Here is a 19,561-nt window from a genome sequence, read left to right as displayed (position 1 = left end):
ATGTCGAGCGCGACCTCCTGGATTGCTTCGCGGAGCCTGTACTCGGGCTTGCCGAAGGCAAGACCCGGGTGCTCGCAATGACGAAAAGCAGTAACGCTGCCTTTACTGCAGCCGCACCGACACGCTCTCGCTCGCACCCGTCCCGTCGATAACCGAGATCCGGACGAAGCCTTTTCCGGGTGGTTGCCAGGCGGCTTCGCGGCGGCGGGTCGGCTCCAGGACGGGCGCGCCGTCGACGAGCCAGGTATAGGGCGGTGCGCCGCCCGCGACCTTGAGGTTGAGCTGGCTGCGGCCGTCGAGCGCCGAGGCTGCGAGATCGATCCGCGCGCCCTCCGGCGGGAAGGCGAGCTTCAGCACCGGCGTCGTCATCGCGGCGATCGTCTTGGGCACGTCCTGACGCAGATGGCGCAAGGGTGGCGGCAGATGCGCGGCGGTCGCGACGATCGTGTCGGGCGGCTGCGGGAAGGGGCGGGGATCGATGCCGGTCCGGGCGAAGGCGTCGAACAGGATCGGAGCCGCGACCAGGCGCCCGACCAGCCCCGGCACCGCGCCATTGTCGGCCCGTCCGACCCAGACGCCGATCGTGTGCTTGCGATCGAAGCCGACCGCCCAGGCGTCGCGATAGCCATAGGATGTGCCGGTCTTGTAGGCGATACGCCCGGGCAGGGCATTCTGCGGCGCCGGCGCACCGAGCAAGGTGTCGGTGACATACCAGGCCGCGACCGGGTCGACGAGACGAGGCGAGGGTTCGCTCGCCTGGCTCTCGGTCTTCAGCCGCAGCGGCGTCATCTCGCCGCCGCGCGCCAGCCCGACATAAAGCCGCGTCAGATCCTGCAGCGTGATGCCCAAGCCGCCCAGACCGACCGCCAAGCCAGGCGCTCCGCCCTCCTTCGGCATGGCGATGGCGGCGCCTGCGTCGCGCAATCGCGACAGGAAGCGCTGCGGCCCGAGCGCGGATAAGAGCTCGACGGCGGGGACGTTGAGCGAGAGCTGCAAGGCTTTTCGCGCGCTCACCATGCCTTGGAAGCTCAGGTCGAAATTCTCCGGCACATAGATGCCGTAGCGTGCCGGCCGGTCCTCCAGCATCGTTTCGGGATGGGCGATGCCGTTGTCGAAGGCGAGCGCATAGATGAAGGGCTTCAGCGCCGAGCCGGGTGAACGCAGTGCCCGCGTCAGGTCGAGCGAGCCGGCGCGCTCGGCAGCGAAATAATCGACGCCGCCGACCGAAGCGCGAATCTCGCCGGTCTCGTTGTCGGCGACGAGGATGGCGATCGAGACCTGCGGCGCGAGCCCTGCGCTGCGCTCGCGGGCGAGGTTCTCCAGATTGGCCTGGAGCCGACCGTCGATGGTGAGCCTGTGGGCATGGGTGTCCGGGGCCTCCGCCACGACCTGCTCGGCGACATGCGGCGCGAGGTTCGGGAACGGTTTGCGCGTCGTCGGGATCGGCTCGGCCCGGGCCGCCGCGACCTCCGAAGCCGTCGCCAACCCCGCCGCCTCGACACGCGCCAGGACCCGCTCGCGAGCCTTGCGGGCGGCCTCGTTGAGACGGTCGGGCCGGCGTGTCTCGGGCGATTGCGGCAAGGCGACAAGGAGTGCGGCTTCCGCCGTCGAGAGACGCTTCGGCTCCTTGCCGAAATAGGCGAAGCTTGCGGCGCGTACGCCTTCGAGATTGCCGCCGAAGGGAGCGAGCGTCAGGTAGAGGTCGAGAATGCCTGGTTTGTCGAAGCGGCGCTCGATCTCGATCGCGCGGATGAGCTGGCGCAGCTTGGCGGATAGCGAGCGCTCCTCGCGCGGCTCCAGCAGGCGCGCGACCTGCATGGTCAGGGTCGAGCCGCCGGAGATGACGCGCCCGCTCAGCAGCATCTGGCCGGCGGCACGGATGAGCCCGAGCGGGTCGATGCCCCAATGATTGTCGAAGCGCTTGTCCTCATAGGCTTTGAGCATGGCGAGGTAGCGCGGATCGACGTCCTCGGTGGTGACGGGGAGCTTCCAGCGGCCGTCATCGGTCAGGAAGGGCCGCAGCAGCTTGCCCTCGCGGTCGAGCACGACGGCTGAGCGGTCCGAGGCGGCGGTGAGGTCGAGCGGCGGCAGGGTCGAGGCGTAGGCGAGAAGGGCGGCGGCGGAGGCCGTTGCCACAAGGCCAAGAGCGGCGGTCGCGATCTTCAGTTTGCGAAAGCGGTGTCCTTCTCCCCTCGGGGGAGAAGGTGGCAGCGCGTAGCGCTGACGGATGAGGGAAGGGAATGTGGCGCTTTTCGTCATGGTTGGGCTTGTCCCGACCATCCACGTCTTTCCTTTGGCGAGCGTGGTGTTCAAGACGTGGATGCTCGCCACAAGGGCGAGCATGACGGAAGACGTCTCGCCTTCCCTCACCCCAGCCCTCTCCCCCACCAAAGTCGGGTGTTCCCGACTTTGGCGCTCATCTTTGCCCATCTCGGGCAAGCCCGAGATGGGTGGGAGAGGGGGCTCTGTCGCGCTCGTCTCGTCGCCCTGTGCCTTCACGGCGAAGCCTCTACCGCGCCGACGAAATATCCACCGTTCCGAACGCGGTCCGTCCGAAACGATCCGGCCTGTACATGTCCTCGATCACGCCCGCCGGCGCGACATAGCGGCCGGGCGAGACGGCCCGGACGATGTAGGCGATGGTGAAGGCGAGCTTCTGATTGTTCGAGCCGTCACGGTCGAAGGCCGCGACATAGCGGTCGTCGCGGGCTTCCGTGTGCACCGGCGTCACCTCCTGCTTGAGCCAGTCGAGCCCGGCGACGGAGGCGCCCTCGGTCAGGTTGGCGTTCTCGATCTCGAGCCCGGCGGGCAGGGGATCGACCAGCAGCACCCGGCCATAGCGCAAGGCGGGTTCGGTGACGTTCAGCGCCACGACATAGCGCTCGTTCTGGCGCAACCGCGCCGGATCGGCCTTCTCGCCCTTCATCGTGTAGATCACCCGCTCCAGGCCAAAGCCCTGGTTCAGCGCCGGCTCCGCGCCGGTCGGAATGCCCGAGACGGTGATCACGGCCTGTGCCGAGGCGGCGCCTGGATTGGCGACGGTGAGCGGCTTGGCCTCGAGCGCCTCGGCGGAGATGGTGCGGTAGAGCGGCCCTTTGCGTTCGGCGCCATCAACCGTGAGCGTCATGCCCTCGGCGTCCTTCGCGAGCGCCTGGGCGGCGACGACCATCCACATCTGCTCCTGCGTCGAGGTGTAGCGCGCGCTGCCGCGCGCCGTGTCGACGATCGCGGCAGCGCGGGTGATGTCGGCGCGCTCGCCATTGGCTTCGGCGATCAAGGCGAGCACGCCCGCCCCGTCGCGCAGGCGCGTGCCGTAATCGGGGCGCGAGAGACCATCGTCGCGCGCATCCTGCAACAGGCCGAGCGCGCTGGTGAAGGCGGCGCGGCCACGGCCGCGATCGCCCAGCGCCGAGAGCGCGGCGCCGATCTGCCCGCGCGCCAGCGGCGTCGCGAAATCGGCGAGCTTGTTGTCGGCGAGATAGCGCAGATCGCCCATCACCGGCCGGCCGTTGCGGGCGAGCACATAAAGCGCATAGGCGATGCCGGCGGCCTCCTCCTTGTTGATCTCGCTGGTGTTGACGACCTGGTTGCGCAGACGGTCGAGAGCGAGATTGAAGGCGATCTGCGGCACCTGGAACTGGCGCTCACGAGCCCGCGTCAGGAAATCCGCGACGAAGGCGTCGAGCCAGAGATCCTCGCCGCCGACTCCCCAGAGCCCGAAGGAGCCGTTGGCGCCCTGGCGGGCGAGCACGCGCTCGATCGCGCCATTGACCCGCTCATCGGCATTGGCGTCGAGCGAGAGGTTCTCCAGCGTGGCGAGCTTGTTGACCGAGAGCAGCGGCAGGGCGCGGCTTACCGTCTGCTCGGTGCAGCCATAGGGGTAGCGGTCGAGCGCCTTCAGCAGCGCCGGCACGTCGAGCGAGGCGAGCGGCGAGACCGAGACGGAGACCTGCCCGGAATTCGGCACGAGATCGGCCATCAGATCGGAGGAGACCGTGATCGAACCGCCATTGCCGGGGATCGGCCGGACGATGCGCCGCGCGATCGTATTGGCCGAGGGCTGCACGCGCACGGCGAGGTTCTGCACCGTCCCGATGCTTCCAGGCCCGGTGATGCGAACATCGAATTCGGCGCGGCCGAGCCCTGCCGCCGTGACGGGAATGGTGAGCTCGCTCTTGGCGCCGGCCGCGAGCTGGAGCGTTTTGCGCGTCGCGTCGGCAGCGACCAGAACGGGGCCCCTCACATCGAGATCGACGACATAGGGGCCGGCGGGTCCCTCGACATTGTTGATCGCGAGATGGAAGCGCGACTGGTCGCCGATGGCGAGGAAGCGCGGCAGCGTCGCCTGCGCGACGACCTGATCGCGGATGATCACATCGGCGCTGGCCTGCCCTGTGCGTCCGGCCGACCAGGCGACCGCCATGACGCGGACCGAGCCGTTGAAGGCCGGCAGGTCGAAATCGACCTTGGCCATGCCGTCCGCGCCAACCTTGACCACGCCGGAATAGCGCGCGAGCGGTTCCTGCGTCGGCTTCTCGCCCTGAGCCGTGGGCGCGCCGTCGCCACCGGTGCGGATCGCACCGCGCACGCCCTGCATGCCGTCGATCAGATAGCCGTAGAGATCGCGCAGTTCATGGCCGATCTGGCGCTGGCCGAAGAAGAACCTGCTCGGATCGGGCGATTCGAAGCGGGTCAGGTTGAGAATGCCGATATCGACGGCGGCGACCGTGACGAAGGCATCCTCGCCGGCCCTGGCGCCGGTGACCTTGACCGGCAAGGAGAGCGTCGTCTGCGGGCGTACCAGGGGCGGCGCGCCGAGATCGATGGCGAGCGTGCGGTTCTCCTTGCCGATGGCGAACCAGGACAGGCCGATGGCGCGGCCGGGCAGGCGCTGGGCGGCGGTGTCCATCGGGCGGTGCGCCAGCACGACGAGATAGGCGCTCGCGCCCCATTCGGCCTTGACCGGGATCGAGGCCGTCGCGCCGCCGGCCGCGACATCGATGGTGCGGATCTCGTTGACGCGGTCGCTGATCACCGCGAGCGTCGCCTTGCCGGCGAAGCGCGGCGCCAGGCGCACCTGCATGGTCTCGCCATTGGCGTAGGCGTTCTTGTCGAGCGCGACGTCGAGGACATCAGGCGTATCGGCGGTCTTGTCGGCCTCGTAGCCGACGGTGAAGGACAGCGAGCTCTCGGTGGAATCGGGGCCGTCCGCGGCGACGTCGAGGCGGTAATTGCCCCATTGCACCGGAGCCGAGATCGAGGCGGCGGCATTGGCGCTGACCGTGAGCTCGCCATCGGCGACGCGGCGGGTCTGCTTCACGCCCTCAAAATTCCAACGCCCGTCCTGAAAGAACCATTGATAGTTGCGGGTGACCTTGGACAAGGTCCATTTCACCCCGGGCCGCGCGAGGCGACGGCCGTCGCCATTGGCCATGATGACCTCGAAGCCGGCGGTCTGGCCGTTGCCGAGCTCGCCGTCCTTGAACAGCGCCTTGATGCCGAGCGCCGCGCCCTTGGGCACGATCGGCAGCGTCACGGAACGAGCGATGGCGCGCCCGCCAGGCTCGCCGACGCGGATGGTGAACTCCGCCTCGAGCGGGCGGTTGGTCTCGGGCTGGGCGACAGGGTTGGAGACCGTGACCTTGCCGGAGGCGTCGGTCGTGGTGCTTTCCTCGAAATCGGTCTGGACCGGCTGGAACTCCTCGTCGGTAAGGCCGACCTGATAGCCGGCGAAGCCGGGGATCGCGCTTTGGGCGGCAGAGCGGATGGTCATCGAGCCGTTGACGTCGAGCTCGGAGCCCGGCGCGCCGTAGAGGTAGCGCGCGTTGACGTCGATCTCGGCCGGCTCGCCCGCCTGCAGCAACGGGGTTTTGGGCGTCAGGGTCAATTCCAGGCGCTCGGGAACATAATCCTCGACCAGGAAGGAGGCCTCGCCGATCGCGGGGCCCTTCGGATCGGCATAGGCCTGGACACGCCAGGTTCCGGTCTGCGCGCCCGAGAACAGCGGGATCGAATGGGCCCGGCCGCCGGCACCCTGATCTTCGACCTGGCGGCGGCGATACTCGACGCCGTCGGGCCGCTTGACCACGATGGTCAATGGCAGGCCGGTCACGGCCGCGCCCTTGGCGTCGCGCAGGAGGCTGGTCAGATAGACCGTCTCGCCGGAGCGGTAGACGCCGCGCTCGGTGTAGAGATAGGCGTCGAGGCCCGCGGGCGCGACGCGACCCTTGACGCCGCGATCGGAGAGATCGAACGCCGTCTGCTTCAGATCGAGGAAGCCGTAATCCTCGCCCAGCAACGCGGTGACGAGGCCCGGCGCGTTGCCGCCCTGGCCCTTGCCCAGCCCGGCATCGAAGCGAGCATAGCCATTGGCGTCGGAGCGCACTGTCCCCAGCACCTCGTTGTTGCGGGCGAGCAGCCTGAGTTCGGCATTGGCGACGGGCGCGGCGTCGGCGAGCGAGCGCACCAGCACATGCACGCCGTCGGGCCCGGAGAAGGAGGTCAGGCCGAGGTCGGAGACGACGAACCATTGCGTCGCGCGCGTCGTGCCGTCGTCATAGTCGCTGTCGGAATCAGTCTGCGCTGCCGCCACCTTGCCGCCGGTCGGCTTGGCGAACATCACATAGACGCCGGGCTGCAGGCGCCCGACGGCCTCGATCACCGGGAAGGCCGTGATCACGTCCTTGTTCGGTTCGGACTTCACCTCCATCGAGCCGGTCCAGACGCTTTGGCCCTTGTCGCTGGCGATCTGCTTCGAGGCAGAGGAGCCGAGCTGGCCGAGAAAATCGTCGGAGTGGACCGAGTTGATCAGGTTGCGATCGCCGATGCGCATGACCTCGAGGTCGAGCCGGTCGGCGTTGACGGAGACGACGGGGATGCCCTGCTGGCCGGTGCGCGGCAGCACGTAGTTCTTGCCGGTGAAGCGCACCGAAGGCGTGCGGTCGCGGACATAGACCTCGTAATCGGCCGATTTCAGCAGCTTCTCGTCGGGAATCGCCGAGGGCACACCCTGGCGGATGACGAAGGCGTAGCGCTCGCCATGGCGCAGCCCGTCGACGCAGATCTGGCGCTCCTCGGCGCTGACGGCGAAATCGCCCGATCCTTGCGTGCTTCTGCCGCCGGAGATCGCGACATAAGGTGCGAAATCGACGCGGCCGCGCGCCAGCGGCTCCGAGAACTCGAAACAGGCGCGGGGCGAGGCGGCGTCGGCATCGACCTTGTTGGAGAGGATGCGGAAGCCGCGCTTCTCGCGCAGGCTCTCATAGGTGGTGCGCAGGCCGGCATTGTCGGCGAGGTCGAGGCTCAGCCGATAGGTCGTCAGCGCCGGCCGCCAGAGCTCGTTCTTCTCGAAGGTGCGGGCCAGCACGCCGAGCGAGGCGGCCTCCTCGGGGCGCGAGCTGGCGCGCTGATAGGCAAGATAGGCGGCCGAGATGGCGCGTTCGCGCAGTTCCCAGCGCTCGCGATAGTCGCGCGGTTCGATCGCGTTGGCCGCATTCGCCATCAGGCGCCATGCGGCGGCGTTGTTGGGCTCGGCGACGACGGCGGCATTGGCCTGGGGCAAGGCGGCGCGGGCATCGCCGCGGGCGAGTGCGGAGGCGCCGATCCGCAGGGCCTCAGTCGCCTGCCTGCCGCTGACCGAGACCTCGCGCTTCAAGCGCTCCTCCAGCCGCTGCCCGTCGGCGGCGAGGTCGTTGCGGACATAGGCCTTCTGGGCGAAGGCCGGCTGCGCCGCGAGCGCCAGACCGAAAAGCAAGGCGAGACGGGCGAGCAGGGTCATGGTCTTATGTCCTCTTCGGTCGATCGTGCACGTCAATCTCGGCGCGATCCGCGTCCGCCCGATGACAGCTCTGAGCCCGCGGGCAAGCTAGCACCGGCGCTTGCCGGCGCAATGCGAAAGGTGGCGGGCTGCCGGATAAAAGGACTGAACTTTCCATCATGCGCGCCGTTGCTGCGGGCATCCACGTCTTGAATGCATCTCTCGCCAAAGGATGACGTCATGCTCGGGACAAGCCGACCATGACGAAAAGGCCTCTCACTTGTCTTGTTCCGCTTCGTCATCGCAGTTGCGGGCGGGCACGATCTGACGCTCAATGCGGCCTCTTTGCTTGGGGGCGCGCAATGGCGAATGCGATCAGATTCCGTTTCGGACGGACCGTGGGGTTGCGACTGGTGCTGGCGGCTCCTGCCTTGGCCGCTCCTGTCCTGGCGTTCCTGCCGCCAACGGCGCTGGCGCAGGCTCCCGCCCCGGCTCCCAATCCTCAGCTCGCCGCGGCCCAGGCGAGTTTCGAGGCGCTGCCCGAGGCCGAGCGCAAGGCGATTCAGACCGATCTGATCTGGGCCGGCCTGTTCAACGCGGCGGTGAGCGGCTCCTATGGACCGCTGACCTTCCGCGCCATCAATGCGCTGAAGGCCGGGCGCGGCGAGCCCAATGGCGTGCTCTCGCCGGCCGAGCGCGCAGCGCTTGCACAAGCGGCGCGCGGCGCGCGCGAGGCGGCGGGGTTTCGCCTGATCGATGACGCACGCACCGGCATGCGGATCGGCATTCCTGAAAAGGTGCTGCCCAAGCGCGAGGCGACGCCGACCGGAGGCAGCCGTTGGCAGAGCGCCGACGGCAAGATCACGCTCGATGCGACCGCGAGCCCGCCGGGCGAGACGCTGGACTCGGTCTTCGAGAAGGCGACCCTGGTCAACCCAAACAATCCGGGCCGCAAGATCACCTACAAATTGCTGCGCCCGGACTTCTTCGTGGTCACCGGCGAGACCGCCACGGGCAAGTTCTACCGCCGGCTGGCGTCGGGGCCGCAAGGCCTGCGCGGCTTCTCGATCGGCTATGACAAGGTGCTTTCGGCAAGCGTCGACAAGCTGGTGATCGCCATCGCCGGGAGTTTCGAACCCTTCCCGACCGGGCCTGCGCCGGCGAGCCCGGCGAGCGCTATCGCCAGCGTCGCGGGCTCGTCGTCTCCGATCGTTCGCCCGGTCGCGGCCCCGACCGAGCGCTATGGCGTCGGCCTCGTCATATCGGACAAGGTCGTGGCCACGGCGGCGTCCGCGATCGACGGCTGCCGCTCGCTGCGGGTCGGCGGGCGTCCGGCGCGGCTGCGCGCCAAGGATGATGCGAGCGGGCTTGCCTTGCTCGATCTCGATGGCGGGCCGGGGCTGACCGCGCTCGGGTCCCGCTCCGAGGCGCTGGGCGAACGCGAAAACCTCGTCCTGGTGGCGTTCGGCGATGATGCCGGCAAGCGTGCCGCCCTCGCCTTGCCAGGGCAAGCTGTCCGGATCGGGGCGAATGCGGCCGTGTTCGCGCCGCTCCAGCCGGGCCAGGCCGGCAGCCCGGTTTTCGACCGGCAGGGCAGGCTGGCAGGGCTGGTCACAGCCAACCCCTCCGACAAGATCCTGATCGCTGGCGTCGCACCGCAGCGGGCCTATGCGGTGGCGGACGCTGCGGCCTTGCAGGCCGCGATCGCGAAGGCGGGGCTCTCGCTTGCCGCAGCCGTTGCCGGCGGCGAGCTCAGCACCGGCCGGATCGTCGAGAGGGTCGGCAAGTCGGTCCTGCCCGTCATCTGCGGATTGTAGGATCTTCCGCAAAGGCAGTTGTCTCGGGGCCGACAATCGGCTCAGATAGTCCGCGTATCTCAAGAGCGCCCCGCCTTCCGGCCGAGGAGCGCTCAGCAGCTAAATCGATTAGGGGAGGAAATTCTCATGAGCGACATCAGCAGACGCATGCTTATCAAAGGCGCGGCGGTCGCCGGCGCGACGGGACTGCTCGCGCGCCCCGCGATCGCCCAGGGCAACTGGCCGGCGCGCCCGCTGACCTTGATCTGTCCATGGGGCGCGGGCGGCGGCACGGATGCGACGGCCCGCATCGTTGCCCAGCTCCTGGAGAAGGATCTGGGTCAGCCGGTCAATGTGGTCAACCGCACCGGCGGCTCCGGTGTCGTCGGTCATTCCGCGATCGCGACGGCCGCGCCCGACGGCTACACGATCGGCATGCTCACCGTCGAGATCTCGATGATGCATCATCAGGGCCTGACCGAGCTCAAGCCGACGAGCTATGTGCCGCTGGCGCTGATGAATGAAGACCCGCCGGGCGTCCAGGTGAACGCGGCGAGCCCCTATAAGGACATCAAGGCGCTGGCGGAGGCGATCAAGGCCGCGCCTCCCGGCAAGCTCAAGGCGTCCGGTACCGGCCAGGGCGGCATCTGGCACCTGGCGCTGATCGGTTGGCTCGTCGCCATGGGCCTGAAGCCCGATCATGTCGCCTGGGTGCCGTCGAACGGCGCGGCTCCCGGCATGCAGGACCTGGCGGCCGGCGGCCTCGACATCGTCACCTGCTCGGTGCCCGAGGCGCGGGCCATGATCGATGCGGGAAAGGCCAGGGCGCTCGCCATCATGGCGAAGGAGCGCAACCCGCAGTTCAAGGATGTGCCGACGCTGAACGAGACGCTCGGCATCAACTACTCTGTCGGCGCCTGGCGCGGCATCGCCGGCCCCAAGGGACTGCCGGCCGAGATCCAGGCCAAGCTCGTCGCCTCGCTGAAGAAGGCCTTCGACTCCAAGGAGTACCAGGACTTCATGAACTCGCGCGGCTTCGGCATGAAGTTCGCCGACCAGGCCGGCTTCACGGCGTTCATGGATGAGGGCGACAAGGCGATGGCCTCGGCCATGAAGGCGGCGGGCCTCGCCAAGAGCTGAGCGGGCCAGCTAAGCGCGCATCCTGACGTCGCACCGGATGCCGCTCGCGAGCGGCTCCGGTGCTTTCGCTTCTCGATCACCTGACATGATGAGGTTGCCGCGATGCAACTGTCCGACCGTATCACCGGAGCCGTGATTGCAACGCTCGGCTCGGTGGCGTTCTTCTATGGCTCGAAACTGCCTCCCGTGCCGGGCCAGCAGGTCGGGCCATCGGCCTTTCCGATGGTCGTGGGGGCTGGCCTCGCGATCTGCGGCGCGCTGATCATCCTGGGCGTCGGCCGGCATTTCGAGGAGGTCGCGGAGGCCGATGTCGTCAATCACTCCGCGCCCGAGATGCTGGAGCCATTGCCGGCCTGGCGTTCCTGGCTCGCCTTGCTGCCGCCCGGCCTCGTCTTCTTCTACGCGCTCGCTTCCGAGCCGCTCGGCTTCCTGCCGACGGCGGCGATCATGGTGCTCGTCGCAAGCTTCGCCTTCGGGGCGAAGGCGAAGCTTGCGGTGCCGCTCGCCCTGATCGCGCCCTTCATCGTCAACCTGATCTTCCTGAAGCTGCTGCGGGTGCCGTTGCCCGGTGGCCTCCTGCCTTTCCCATGGTGATGCGATGATGAACACCATCGTCCAGGCCTTCGGGCTGGTCTTCGCGCCCGACGTGCTGATCGCGATCGTCGCCTCCGCCTTCTACGGGCTGACGGTGGGGGCGCTGCCCGGCCTCTCCGCGACGATGGCGACCGCGCTCCTGGTGCCGGTGACCTTTTACCTCTCGCCGATCGCGGCCGTCGCCACGATCATCACGGCCTCGGCCATGGCAATCTTCTCCGGCGATATTCCAGGTTGCCTGCTGCGTATTCCCGGCACGCCGGCCTCGGCCGCCTATACCGATGAAGCCTATGCGATGACGCGCAAGGGCCAGGCCGAGACGGCGCTGGGCATCTGCCTCTGGTTCTCCGCGCTCGGCGGCATCGCCGGGACGCTGTCGCTGATGATCCTGGCGCCCGTTCTGGCCGAATTCGCGCTCTCCTTCTCGACCTATGAGAATTTCTGGCTCGCTCTGCTCGGCCTGATGTGCGCGACGCTGGTGGCGCGTTCCTCGCCGATCAAGGCGATCGCCTCGATGCTGCTCGGCCTGCTGATCACCTGCATCGGCATCGATAATCCAGGTGGCGTCGCACGCTTCACCTTCGGCTCGACGGACATGCTCGGCGGCATCGAGCCGATCCCGGCGCTGGTCGGCGTCTTCGCGCTGGCCGAGGTGATGCGCGCGCTGACCGAGCGCGAGCCGCCGAAGCTGCCGCATCGGCGGCTCGGCAGCATCCTCAAGGGGCAATGGGAGCTGACGAAGCAATATCCCAAGCAGCAGACGCGCGGGAACATCGTCGGCATCATCATCGGCGTGCTGCCGGGCGCGGGCGCCGACATGGCGGCCTGGGTCAGCTACGCGATGTCGAAACGCTTTTCGAAGACGCCCGAGAAATTCGGCACCGGCCATCCCGAGGGCCTGATCGAGGCCGGCGCAAGCAACAACGCCTCGCTCGCCTCGGGCTGGGTGCCGGCGCTGCTCTTCGGCATTCCCGGCGACACGATCACCGCCATCGCCATCGGCGTGCTCTACATGAAAGGGCTCAATCCGGGGCCGACGCTGTTCACCGAGCAGGCGTCCAGCATGTACGCGCTCTACATCATCTTCATCCTGGCCAACATCATCATGATCCCGCTCGGCATCATGATGATCCGGGGCGCGAGCTTCGTCGTCGGCGCGCCGCGCTCGGCGGTGATGCCGGTGATCATGGTGTTCTGTGCGGTCGGGGCCTTCGCCACGGCGGGCAACAACCTGTTCGCGGTCTATTGCGTCGCCTGCTTCGGACTGCTCGGCTTCGTGATGGAGAAGAACGGCTATCCGGTCGCGGCCCTGGTGCTGGGCATCGTCATGGGCACGATGGTGGAGCAGAGCTTCGTCACCTCGCTGATCAAGTCGGACGGCTCGATCCTGCCCTTCTTCAGCCGTTCGGTGTCGAGCGTGCTGGCGGCGATGACGTTTGCCGCGCTGCTCTGGCCGGTGTTCTCCTGGACGATGGAGAAGATGCGGGAGCGGCGGGCGGTGGCGGCTTGAAGCTCGTCATTGCGAGCGCAGCGAAGCAATCCAGGGGCCGCCGCGCTCTACGAGGCTGGATTGCTTCGCTGCGCTCGCAATGACGGCGGGCTTGCACTCAGGCAATTGCCCCGGTTTGCCGCAAAGCCGTGATGCGGGGCCCGTCGAGGCCCAGCTCCCCCAGCACCGCATCCGTATCCTGCCCCAATCCCGGTGGGCGGTGGCGCAGGGGCGCGCGCTTGCCGTCGAGGCGGTAGGGCGGGGCGAGCACGGCGGGCGTGTCGGCATTGCCGGCGTCGTCGCTGACCATGCCGGCCTGTGTTGCGCGCGGCGAGCGCAGCGCCTGGTTCAGGCCCAGCACCTCGCCGCAGGGAATGCCGCCCGCGGCGAGCCGTTGCAGCAGCAGCGCGCGCGGCCTCGCCCTCAGCTCCGCCTCGATCATCGGCAGCAGCTCCGGGCGGTTCTGGGTGCGCAGCAGGTTGGTGGCGAAACGCGCATCCTCCGCCAGGTCCGGCCGCTCGATCACGATCCGGCAGAAGCGCTCATACTGGGCGTTGTTGCCGACGGTGATGACGAGCGGGCCATCGGCGGCGTCGAAGACGCCATAGGGCACGATCGAGGGATGGGCGTTGCCGTAGCGTGGCGGGTTCTCGCCCAATGCCAGAGCTTCCAAACCGTAATAGGAGGTGACCGAGAGGCCGCAATCGAACAGCGCCATCTCGATATGCCGGCCCTTGCCGGTGCGTCCGCGCTGGATCAGCGCAGCGAGCACGGCCTGGGCCGAATATTGCCCGGTGAAGAGGTCGACGATGGCGACGCCGAATTTCAGCGGCGGCTGGTCGTCATTGCCGTTCATGCCCATCAGCCCGGATTCGCCCTGGATGACGAGGTCGTAGCCGGGGCGCGAGGCCTCCGGCCCATCCGAGCCGTAGCCGGCGATCGAGCAGTAGATCAGGCCGGGGTTGAGCGCGCTCAGCGCCTCGTAGCCGAGCCCGAGCTTGTCGGCGCCGCCGGTCTTGAAGTTCTGGATCAGCACGTCGCTCCTGGCGGCGAGGTCGCGCACGATCGCCAGCCCCTCGGGCTTGCCGACATCGACGCCGATCGAGCGCTTGTTGCGGTTGACGCTGTTGAAATAGCAGGTGTTGCGCTCGCCCAGCCGAAAGCCCCAGTCACGCGTGTCGTCGCCGCGCAAGGGATGCTCGACCTTGATCACCTCGGCGCCGAGATCGGCCAGGACCTGGCCGCACCAGGGCCCGGCGAGGATGCGCGAGAGATCGAGCACGCGGATGCCGGAAAGGGGGAGGTCGAGAGTGGTCATCGGCATGTCACGCTGCTTGCTTGGGCTGCTCAGGCACGAGATAAGCCATCAGATCGCGGTCTTCGTACCCGTCCTCGGCCATGATTGGGTTTCGCTGGCACCCTTCATGCGCGAAGCCCAGCTGCGCATAAAGGGCTATGGCGCGCTGGTTGGAGCTGCGAACGGTCAATTCTATGCGCTTAAGCCCGGATGCGGCAGCGCCTGCCATCGCCTGTTGCATCAGCAAACGACCGAGCCCCAAACCGCGATATTGCGCGAGAATGCCGATGCCGAGCGTGCCGCAGTGGCGCCGGGTCGGTCTACTGACGTCGCGGACGATGTCGCACCAGCCGACGATCATATCGTCGACGAGCCCGACAAGATGTGTGTTTCCAGTCGCAATATTGGCTTCGACAAAGACGGCGATGCGCTCGATCGGCGGAGCCTCTTCGAAGGCCAGGTAGCGACGCTCGCGAGCAACCTCATCGAGCACCGCTCGAAAATGCGGCACGTCAGCGGCGGCGATAGGACGGACTGTCACAGCCGGCCTCACGAACCCATCACTCCCTCCAGGCTTGCGGCGAGCGCGATCAGTCTCGGCCGGACCTCGTCCATCAGGAAATTCCGGTCGAGGATCACGGTCGGTGCGCCGCAATTGATCGACATCGGCGGCAGGCCGCCGCCGGGCTGGAAGGCGACCGCGATGGCGCTCACCGTCGGCTGCCACTCGCCGAAGGAGCGGGCACAGCCCAAGGTCGCGTAGTCTTCCAGCGCCCGGTCGATGCCCTCGCGCAGGCGCGGCCAGGCCGCATCGTCGACCGAATGGATATCCTCCATGATCGCGCGCCGCTCGGCTTCGCTGCAGACGGCGAGATAGGCGCGGCCCATGGCGCTGCGCGCGAGCGAGAGCCTGGAGCCGGTATCCATGTTGAGTGCGATCGCGGCCTCGCCGCGGCAGCATTCGATATAGCGCATGCTGAGACGCTCACGCACGCCGAGACCCACGGTGGCGTTGGCGAAGCTCGCGAGATCGCGCATGCCGGCCCGCGCCAGGCGACGGACATCGAGCCCGGCGAGCGCGTTGGCGCCGAGCGCGATCAGCGCCGTGCCAAGCCGGTAGCTGCCGGATTCCGGGACATGATGGAGATAGCCGAGTTTGGTCAGCGTGTAGGTCAGGCGCGAGACGGTCGAGCGGGCAAGGCCGCAACGCGCGGCGATCTCGGAATTGGCGAGCGCCGCTTCACCACGCCTGAAGCAGGCCAGCACCTCCAGGCCGCGCGCCAGCGCCGTGACGAAATGACGGTCCTCCTTGGGGCCGGCGAGTTCGTCGGTATGTGCGTTGGCGTCGGAGTGAGAGCTTGCTTGCAGGATGGCCTCCATTAGCTTTAGCGCTTCAGGAAGGCGGCGAAAGCGGCCTTGGCCTCGGCCGAGAGCAGCCGCTCGCCGAAGAGCCGGCCTTCGGTGGCGATCGTCTCGGCGACATGGGCCGCGTTGCCGCGCTTCAGCAGCGATTTCGTCAGCGCGACCGATTCCGGCGGCAGGGCAGCGAGCGCCCTGGCCTTTTCCAGCGCCATGGCGAGCGCGCCGCCCTCCATGGTCACGGCGTTGACCAGGCCGGCTTCAGCCGCGGTTTCAGGTCCGAAGGCCTCGCCCAGCATCAGCAGTTCGGCGGCGCGCTTGCTGCCGGCGATCAAGGGCAGGAGATAGCTCGATGCGCCTTCGGGGCTCAGGCCCAGCGCGACGAAAGGCAGGCGGAAGCTCGCGCCCTTGGCCGCATAGGCGAGGTCGCAATGCAGCAGCATGGTGGTGCCGATGCCCACCGCAAAACCCTCGACCGCCGCGACGACCGGCTTCTTCGCGGTCGAGATCGCATTGAGGAAATCCATGGCGACGCGCGGACCGCTGTCGCTGACCGCGGCAAAATCCTTGATGTCGTTGCCGCTGGTGAAGCAGCCGCCTGCCCCGGTCAGCACGATCGCGCGGATCTGCGGATCGGCTTCCGCCGCCGCGATCGCGTCGATCAGCCCCTGATAGCTGGCACGGTCTAGCGCGTTCTTGCGCTCGGGCCGGTTCATCGTGACCTGAACGATGCCGGGCAAGACGGTTTGACTCAAGACGGTTTGGCTCAGGATGGTTTCGGTCATGGTCTCATCCTCGGTCAGCGGCTGCAGAGAGCGGCTTTCGCCTGTTCATATTCGGCTTTGAGCCGGGCGATCACGGTGGCGGCGGAGGGCGCGTCGTCGATCAGCCCGACACCCTGGCCCGAGCCCCAGATGTCGCGCCAGGCCTTGGCGGTGCCCGAGCCGAAGCTCATCTTGCTCTTGTCGGCATGAGGCAGATCGTCGGGATCGAGCCCCTGGGCCGCGATCGAGGGCTTGAGATAGTTGCCGGGCACGCCGGTGAAGAAGGGCGTGTAGACGATGTCGGCGGCGGCGGCCTCGACGATCATCTCCTTGTAGCCCTGTGCCGCATTGCCCTCCTCGGTGGCGATGAAGCGGGTGCCGATATAGGCGAGATCGGCGCCCATCGCCTGGGTGGCGAGAATCGCCTGCCCGGTCGCGATTGCGCCCGAAAGAATGATCGGCCCGTCGAAGAAGCGGCGGACCTCGCCGACCAGCGCGAAGGGGCTCAAGGTGCCGGCATGGCCGCCCGCGCCGGCGCAGACCAGGATCAAGCCGTCGACGCCGGCTTCGAGCGCCTTCTGGGCATGGCGGATGGTGGTGACGTCATGGAAGACGAGCCCGCCATAGGAATGGGCGGCCTCGACGACCTCGTTGGGCGCGCGCAGCGAGGTGATGATGATCGGCACTTCCTGGCGGACGCAGACCTCCATGTCATGCATCAGCCGGTCGTTCGAGGCGTGGACGATCTGGTTGACCGCGAAGGGCGCGACCTTTCGCATGGGGTCGGCGGCCTTGGCGGCGGCGAGCTCCGTCTTGATCCGGGTGATCCAGAGCTCGAGTTGCTCGGCCGGGCGGGCATTGAGCGCCGGAAAGGAGCCGACGACGCCGTTCAGGCATTGTGCGATGACGAGCTCCGGCCCCGAGACGATGAACATCGGCGAGCCGATGACCGGGAGGCTGAGCGTGTCGGCGAGTGAGGCGGGCAGGGCCATTCTGGTCTCCGTTAGAAGCTCGCCGCGCCGGTTTCGCGGGCGAGGTAAAGATCGTGCAGGCGCTCCAGATCGACCTTTTCAGCCTTCTGACTCAGGAGCAGCTTGCCCGAGCGCATGAGATGGACATGGTCGGCGACCGAGAGCGCGATATGCGTGTTCTGCTCGATCAGGGCGATGGTGACGCCCTCGCTTTTGAGCCGGCGGATGATCGAGAAGACCTCCTTGACGATGACGGGAGCGAGGCCCAGCGACGGCTCGTCGATCAGCAGGATGCGCGGCTCGCTCATCATGCCGCGCCCCATCGCCACCATCTGCGCCTCGCCGCCCGAGAGCGAGCCGGCGAGCTGGCGGTGGCGCTCCTTCAGACGGGGGAAGAGGTCGTAGACGCGTTCGAGATTACGGGCGCGGGCATTGCGGCAGCGGCGCGGATAGGCGCCCAGCGACAGATTTTCCTCGACGCTCATATCCTTGAAGACCATGCGGCCCTCGGGAACCATGACGAGGCCGGCCTCCAGCAGATCCCAAGTCCTGGCCTTGAGCGCGCGCCCGTCGAGCCTGATCTCGCCCTGATGCGGGATCAGCCCCATCAGGGCGCGAAACAGCGTCGTTTTGCCGGCGCCGTTGGGGCCGACGATCGCTGTCAGCTCGCCCTGGGGAAAGCCGAGTGAGATATCCCAGAGCACGTTGATGGCGCCGTAGCCGGCGCGCAATTGCCTGACCTCAAGCATCGGCGGCTCCCGTATAGCTCTCGACCACGGCGGGGTTCCGGAAGACCTCGGCCGGCGTGCCGTCGGCGATCATCTGGCCGAAATTCAGCACGACGGCGCGCGAGCACAATGTCGAGATCGTCTCGATGTCGTGCTCGACGATGACGATGGCGAGCTTGTAGCGCTCATGCAGTTCGCGCAGCTTGTCGACGAAGCGGCGCTTGGCCTTGCTCTCCAGCCCCGCCAGAACCTCGTCGAGCAGCAGGAGTTTCGGGTTGGTGGCGAGCGCCTTGGCGATTTCGAGCCGCTTCAATTCCTGCAGCGCGAGCTCCGTCGCGGCATTGCGCTCGGCATGTTCGCCCAGCTCCATCACCTCGAGGATCTCGTCGACGCGGGCGGCGTCGGCTTTACCGGCGCCAAAGACCTGCGCGACGGTGAGGTTCTCGCGCACGGTCAGGTGATGCATCGGCTGCGGGATCTGGAAGGTGCGGCCGAGGCCGAGCCGGGCGCGGGCATGCAGCGGCAGTCGGCCGATCTCGCGCTCTGCGAACAGGATGCGCCCGGTCTTCGGCCGGACCAGCCCGGAGATGGTGTTGAACAGCGTGGTCTTGCCGGCGCCGTTGGGGCCGACGAGGCCGAGGATCTCGCCGGCGCCCATGGCGAAGGAGACATCCTTCAATGCGGTCAACCCGCCGAAGCGGACAGTGACGTCCTCAAGCCGCAGCATGGGCGGCTCCCTTGACTGTCTTGCGCTGGAACATTCCAAAGAGCCCGTTGGGCGCGATCAGGATCATGCCGGCGAGCAGGATGCCGAGCAGGATCTCGTGCCCCACCGGCAGCAGTTCCTTGGCGATGATCTGGTCGAACAGATAGATCAGCACCGCGCCTGCGACCGGCCCCAGGATGGTGCGGTAGCCGCCGAAGATCGCGGCGATGATCGGCAGGATGCTCCAGCTCGCCGAGAAGGCGTAGTCCGGCTCGAGGAAGTTGATGATGTGAGCGTTCATCGCGCCGAACAGCCCGGTGATGAAGGCCGAGAGCAGCAGCATCCAGGCTTTCAGCAAGGTTGCGTTGACGCCGACGACGCGTGTCGCATCCTCGCTCTCGGCCATGGCGCGCAAGGCCGTGCCGACATGGCTGCGCTTCACCGCGAGATAGATCGCAGCGCAAATCGCCACCAGGACCACGAGCAGGCAGTAGCTGCCGACGCGGCTCGACAGGTCGAGCCCCATGATCGTCGGCAAGGGCGGGAAGCGCTGGAAGCCGGCTGAGCCGCCGGTGATCGAGGTCGCCTCCGTCGCCAGGATCTTGAAGATATGGGCATAGGCCAGGATGGCGAGCGCGAAATAGGGGCCCGACAGCCTGAGCGCCGGCAGCATCACGATCGAGCAAAGCGCGGCCCCGCAGGCGCCCGCCAGCAGCGCGAGGGGTACGGGCAGGCCGAACTTCGCCGAGAGGATCGCCGAGGTATAGGCGCCGACGCCGAAGAAGGCGGCGTGGCCGAAGGAGACCATGCCGCCGAGATTGCCGAGCAGCGCCCAGGCGAGCGCGACGCCGGCGACGATGAGGCCGGAGACCATCAGGCCCATGACGTAGGAATTGCCGCTGAAGGCGATGGGCACGGCGATCGCGACGGCGAGGATCAGGAGAGCGGGAAGGCTGCGCAT

General features: G+C 67.8%; 14 protein-coding genes. 4 read left to right on the top strand and 10 right to left on the bottom strand.

Annotated features, from left to right (window positions below; translation table 11 throughout):
- Nucleotides 1-102: 102 nt before the first annotated feature.
- A complete protein-coding gene (gene pbpC / locus BHK69_RS29105) occupies nt 103-2,259 on the bottom strand; it encodes a penicillin-binding protein 1C (RefSeq protein WP_199579003.1) in 2,157 nt (718 codons plus the stop codon).
- 250 nt (nt 2,260-2,509) lie between these two features.
- Nucleotides 2,510-7,777: an alpha-2-macroglobulin gene (locus BHK69_RS29100; protein WP_069693159.1), complete on the bottom strand. Its 5,268-nt coding sequence runs from the start codon at nt 7,775-7,777 to the stop codon at nt 2,510-2,512.
- 410 nt (nt 7,778-8,187) lie between these two features.
- On the opposite strand from BHK69_RS29100, the gene BHK69_RS29095 reads away from it, so the two are divergent.
- The 4 genes from BHK69_RS29095 to BHK69_RS29080 all read left to right on the top strand — a co-directional run bounded on the left by BHK69_RS29095 (nt 8,188) and on the right by BHK69_RS29080 (nt 12,796).
- Nucleotides 8,188-9,573, top strand: coding sequence for a S1 family peptidase (locus BHK69_RS29095; RefSeq protein WP_148663621.1), 1,386 nt, complete (start codon nt 8,188-8,190; stop codon nt 9,571-9,573).
- Between the two features lie 126 nt (nt 9,574-9,699).
- Nucleotides 9,700-10,692 (top strand): tripartite tricarboxylate transporter substrate binding protein, encoded by a 993-nt coding sequence (locus BHK69_RS29090; protein WP_069693158.1) that lies wholly within the window; start codon nt 9,700-9,702, stop codon nt 10,690-10,692.
- A gap of 102 nt (nt 10,693-10,794) precedes the next feature.
- Nucleotides 10,795-11,286 (top strand): tripartite tricarboxylate transporter TctB family protein, encoded by a 492-nt coding sequence (locus BHK69_RS29085; protein WP_069693157.1) that lies wholly within the window; start codon nt 10,795-10,797, stop codon nt 11,284-11,286.
- 4 nt (nt 11,287-11,290) lie between these two features.
- Nucleotides 11,291-12,796, top strand: coding sequence for a tripartite tricarboxylate transporter permease (locus tag BHK69_RS29080; protein ID WP_069693156.1), 1,506 nt, complete (start codon nt 11,291-11,293; stop codon nt 12,794-12,796).
- Nucleotides 12,797-12,893: 97 nt separating this feature from the next.
- Here BHK69_RS29080 and BHK69_RS29075 read toward each other — a convergent pair whose 3' ends face one another.
- From BHK69_RS29075 to BHK69_RS29040, 8 genes are read right to left on the bottom strand one after another with little or no spacing between them, the layout of a single operon-like run.
- Nucleotides 12,894-14,099 carry a CaiB/BaiF CoA transferase family protein gene (locus tag BHK69_RS29075; protein WP_069693155.1) on the bottom strand — a complete coding sequence of 402 codons (1,206 nt, stop codon included), beginning with the start codon at nt 14,097-14,099 and terminating at the stop codon, nt 12,894-12,896.
- Nucleotide 14,100: 1 nt separating this feature from the next.
- On the bottom strand, nt 14,101-14,613 hold the full coding sequence (locus BHK69_RS29070; RefSeq protein WP_083269743.1) for a GNAT family N-acetyltransferase: 513 nt from the start codon (nt 14,611-14,613) through the stop codon (nt 14,101-14,103).
- 8 nt (nt 14,614-14,621) lie between these two features.
- Entirely contained in the window at nt 14,622-15,452 is an 831-nt protein-coding gene (locus BHK69_RS29065) for an IclR family transcriptional regulator (RefSeq protein WP_083269742.1), read from the bottom strand.
- Nucleotides 15,453-15,457: 5 nt separating this feature from the next.
- On the bottom strand, nt 15,458-16,216 hold the full coding sequence (locus tag BHK69_RS29060; RefSeq protein ID WP_069693153.1) for an enoyl-CoA hydratase-related protein: 759 nt from the start codon (nt 16,214-16,216) through the stop codon (nt 15,458-15,460).
- A gap of 14 nt (nt 16,217-16,230) precedes the next feature.
- Nucleotides 16,231-17,187, bottom strand: a complete 957-nt coding sequence (locus BHK69_RS29055) for an NAD(P)H-dependent flavin oxidoreductase (RefSeq protein WP_069693152.1) — start codon at nt 17,185-17,187, stop codon at nt 16,231-16,233.
- Between the two features lie 11 nt (nt 17,188-17,198).
- Nucleotides 17,199-17,915 carry an ABC transporter ATP-binding protein gene (locus BHK69_RS29050; protein WP_069693151.1) on the bottom strand — a complete coding sequence of 239 codons (717 nt, stop codon included), beginning with the start codon at nt 17,913-17,915 and terminating at the stop codon, nt 17,199-17,201.
- Nucleotides 17,908-18,621, bottom strand: coding sequence for an ABC transporter ATP-binding protein (locus BHK69_RS29045; RefSeq protein ID WP_069693150.1), 714 nt, complete (start codon nt 18,619-18,621; stop codon nt 17,908-17,910). The genes BHK69_RS29050 and BHK69_RS29045 overlap by 8 nt, the downstream gene beginning before the upstream one ends.
- Complete coding sequence (locus BHK69_RS29040; protein ID WP_199579001.1) at nt 18,608-19,561, bottom strand: branched-chain amino acid ABC transporter permease; 954 nt, start codon at nt 19,559-19,561, stop codon at nt 18,608-18,610. The genes BHK69_RS29045 and BHK69_RS29040 overlap by 14 nt, the downstream gene beginning before the upstream one ends.

This window comes from Bosea vaviloviae (assembly GCF_001741865.1).
Taxonomy (GTDB): domain Bacteria; phylum Pseudomonadota; class Alphaproteobacteria; order Rhizobiales; family Beijerinckiaceae; genus Allobosea; species Allobosea vaviloviae.
Note: the sequence above shows the minus strand (reverse complement) of the source record. Positions and strands in the feature narration are given on the sequence as shown.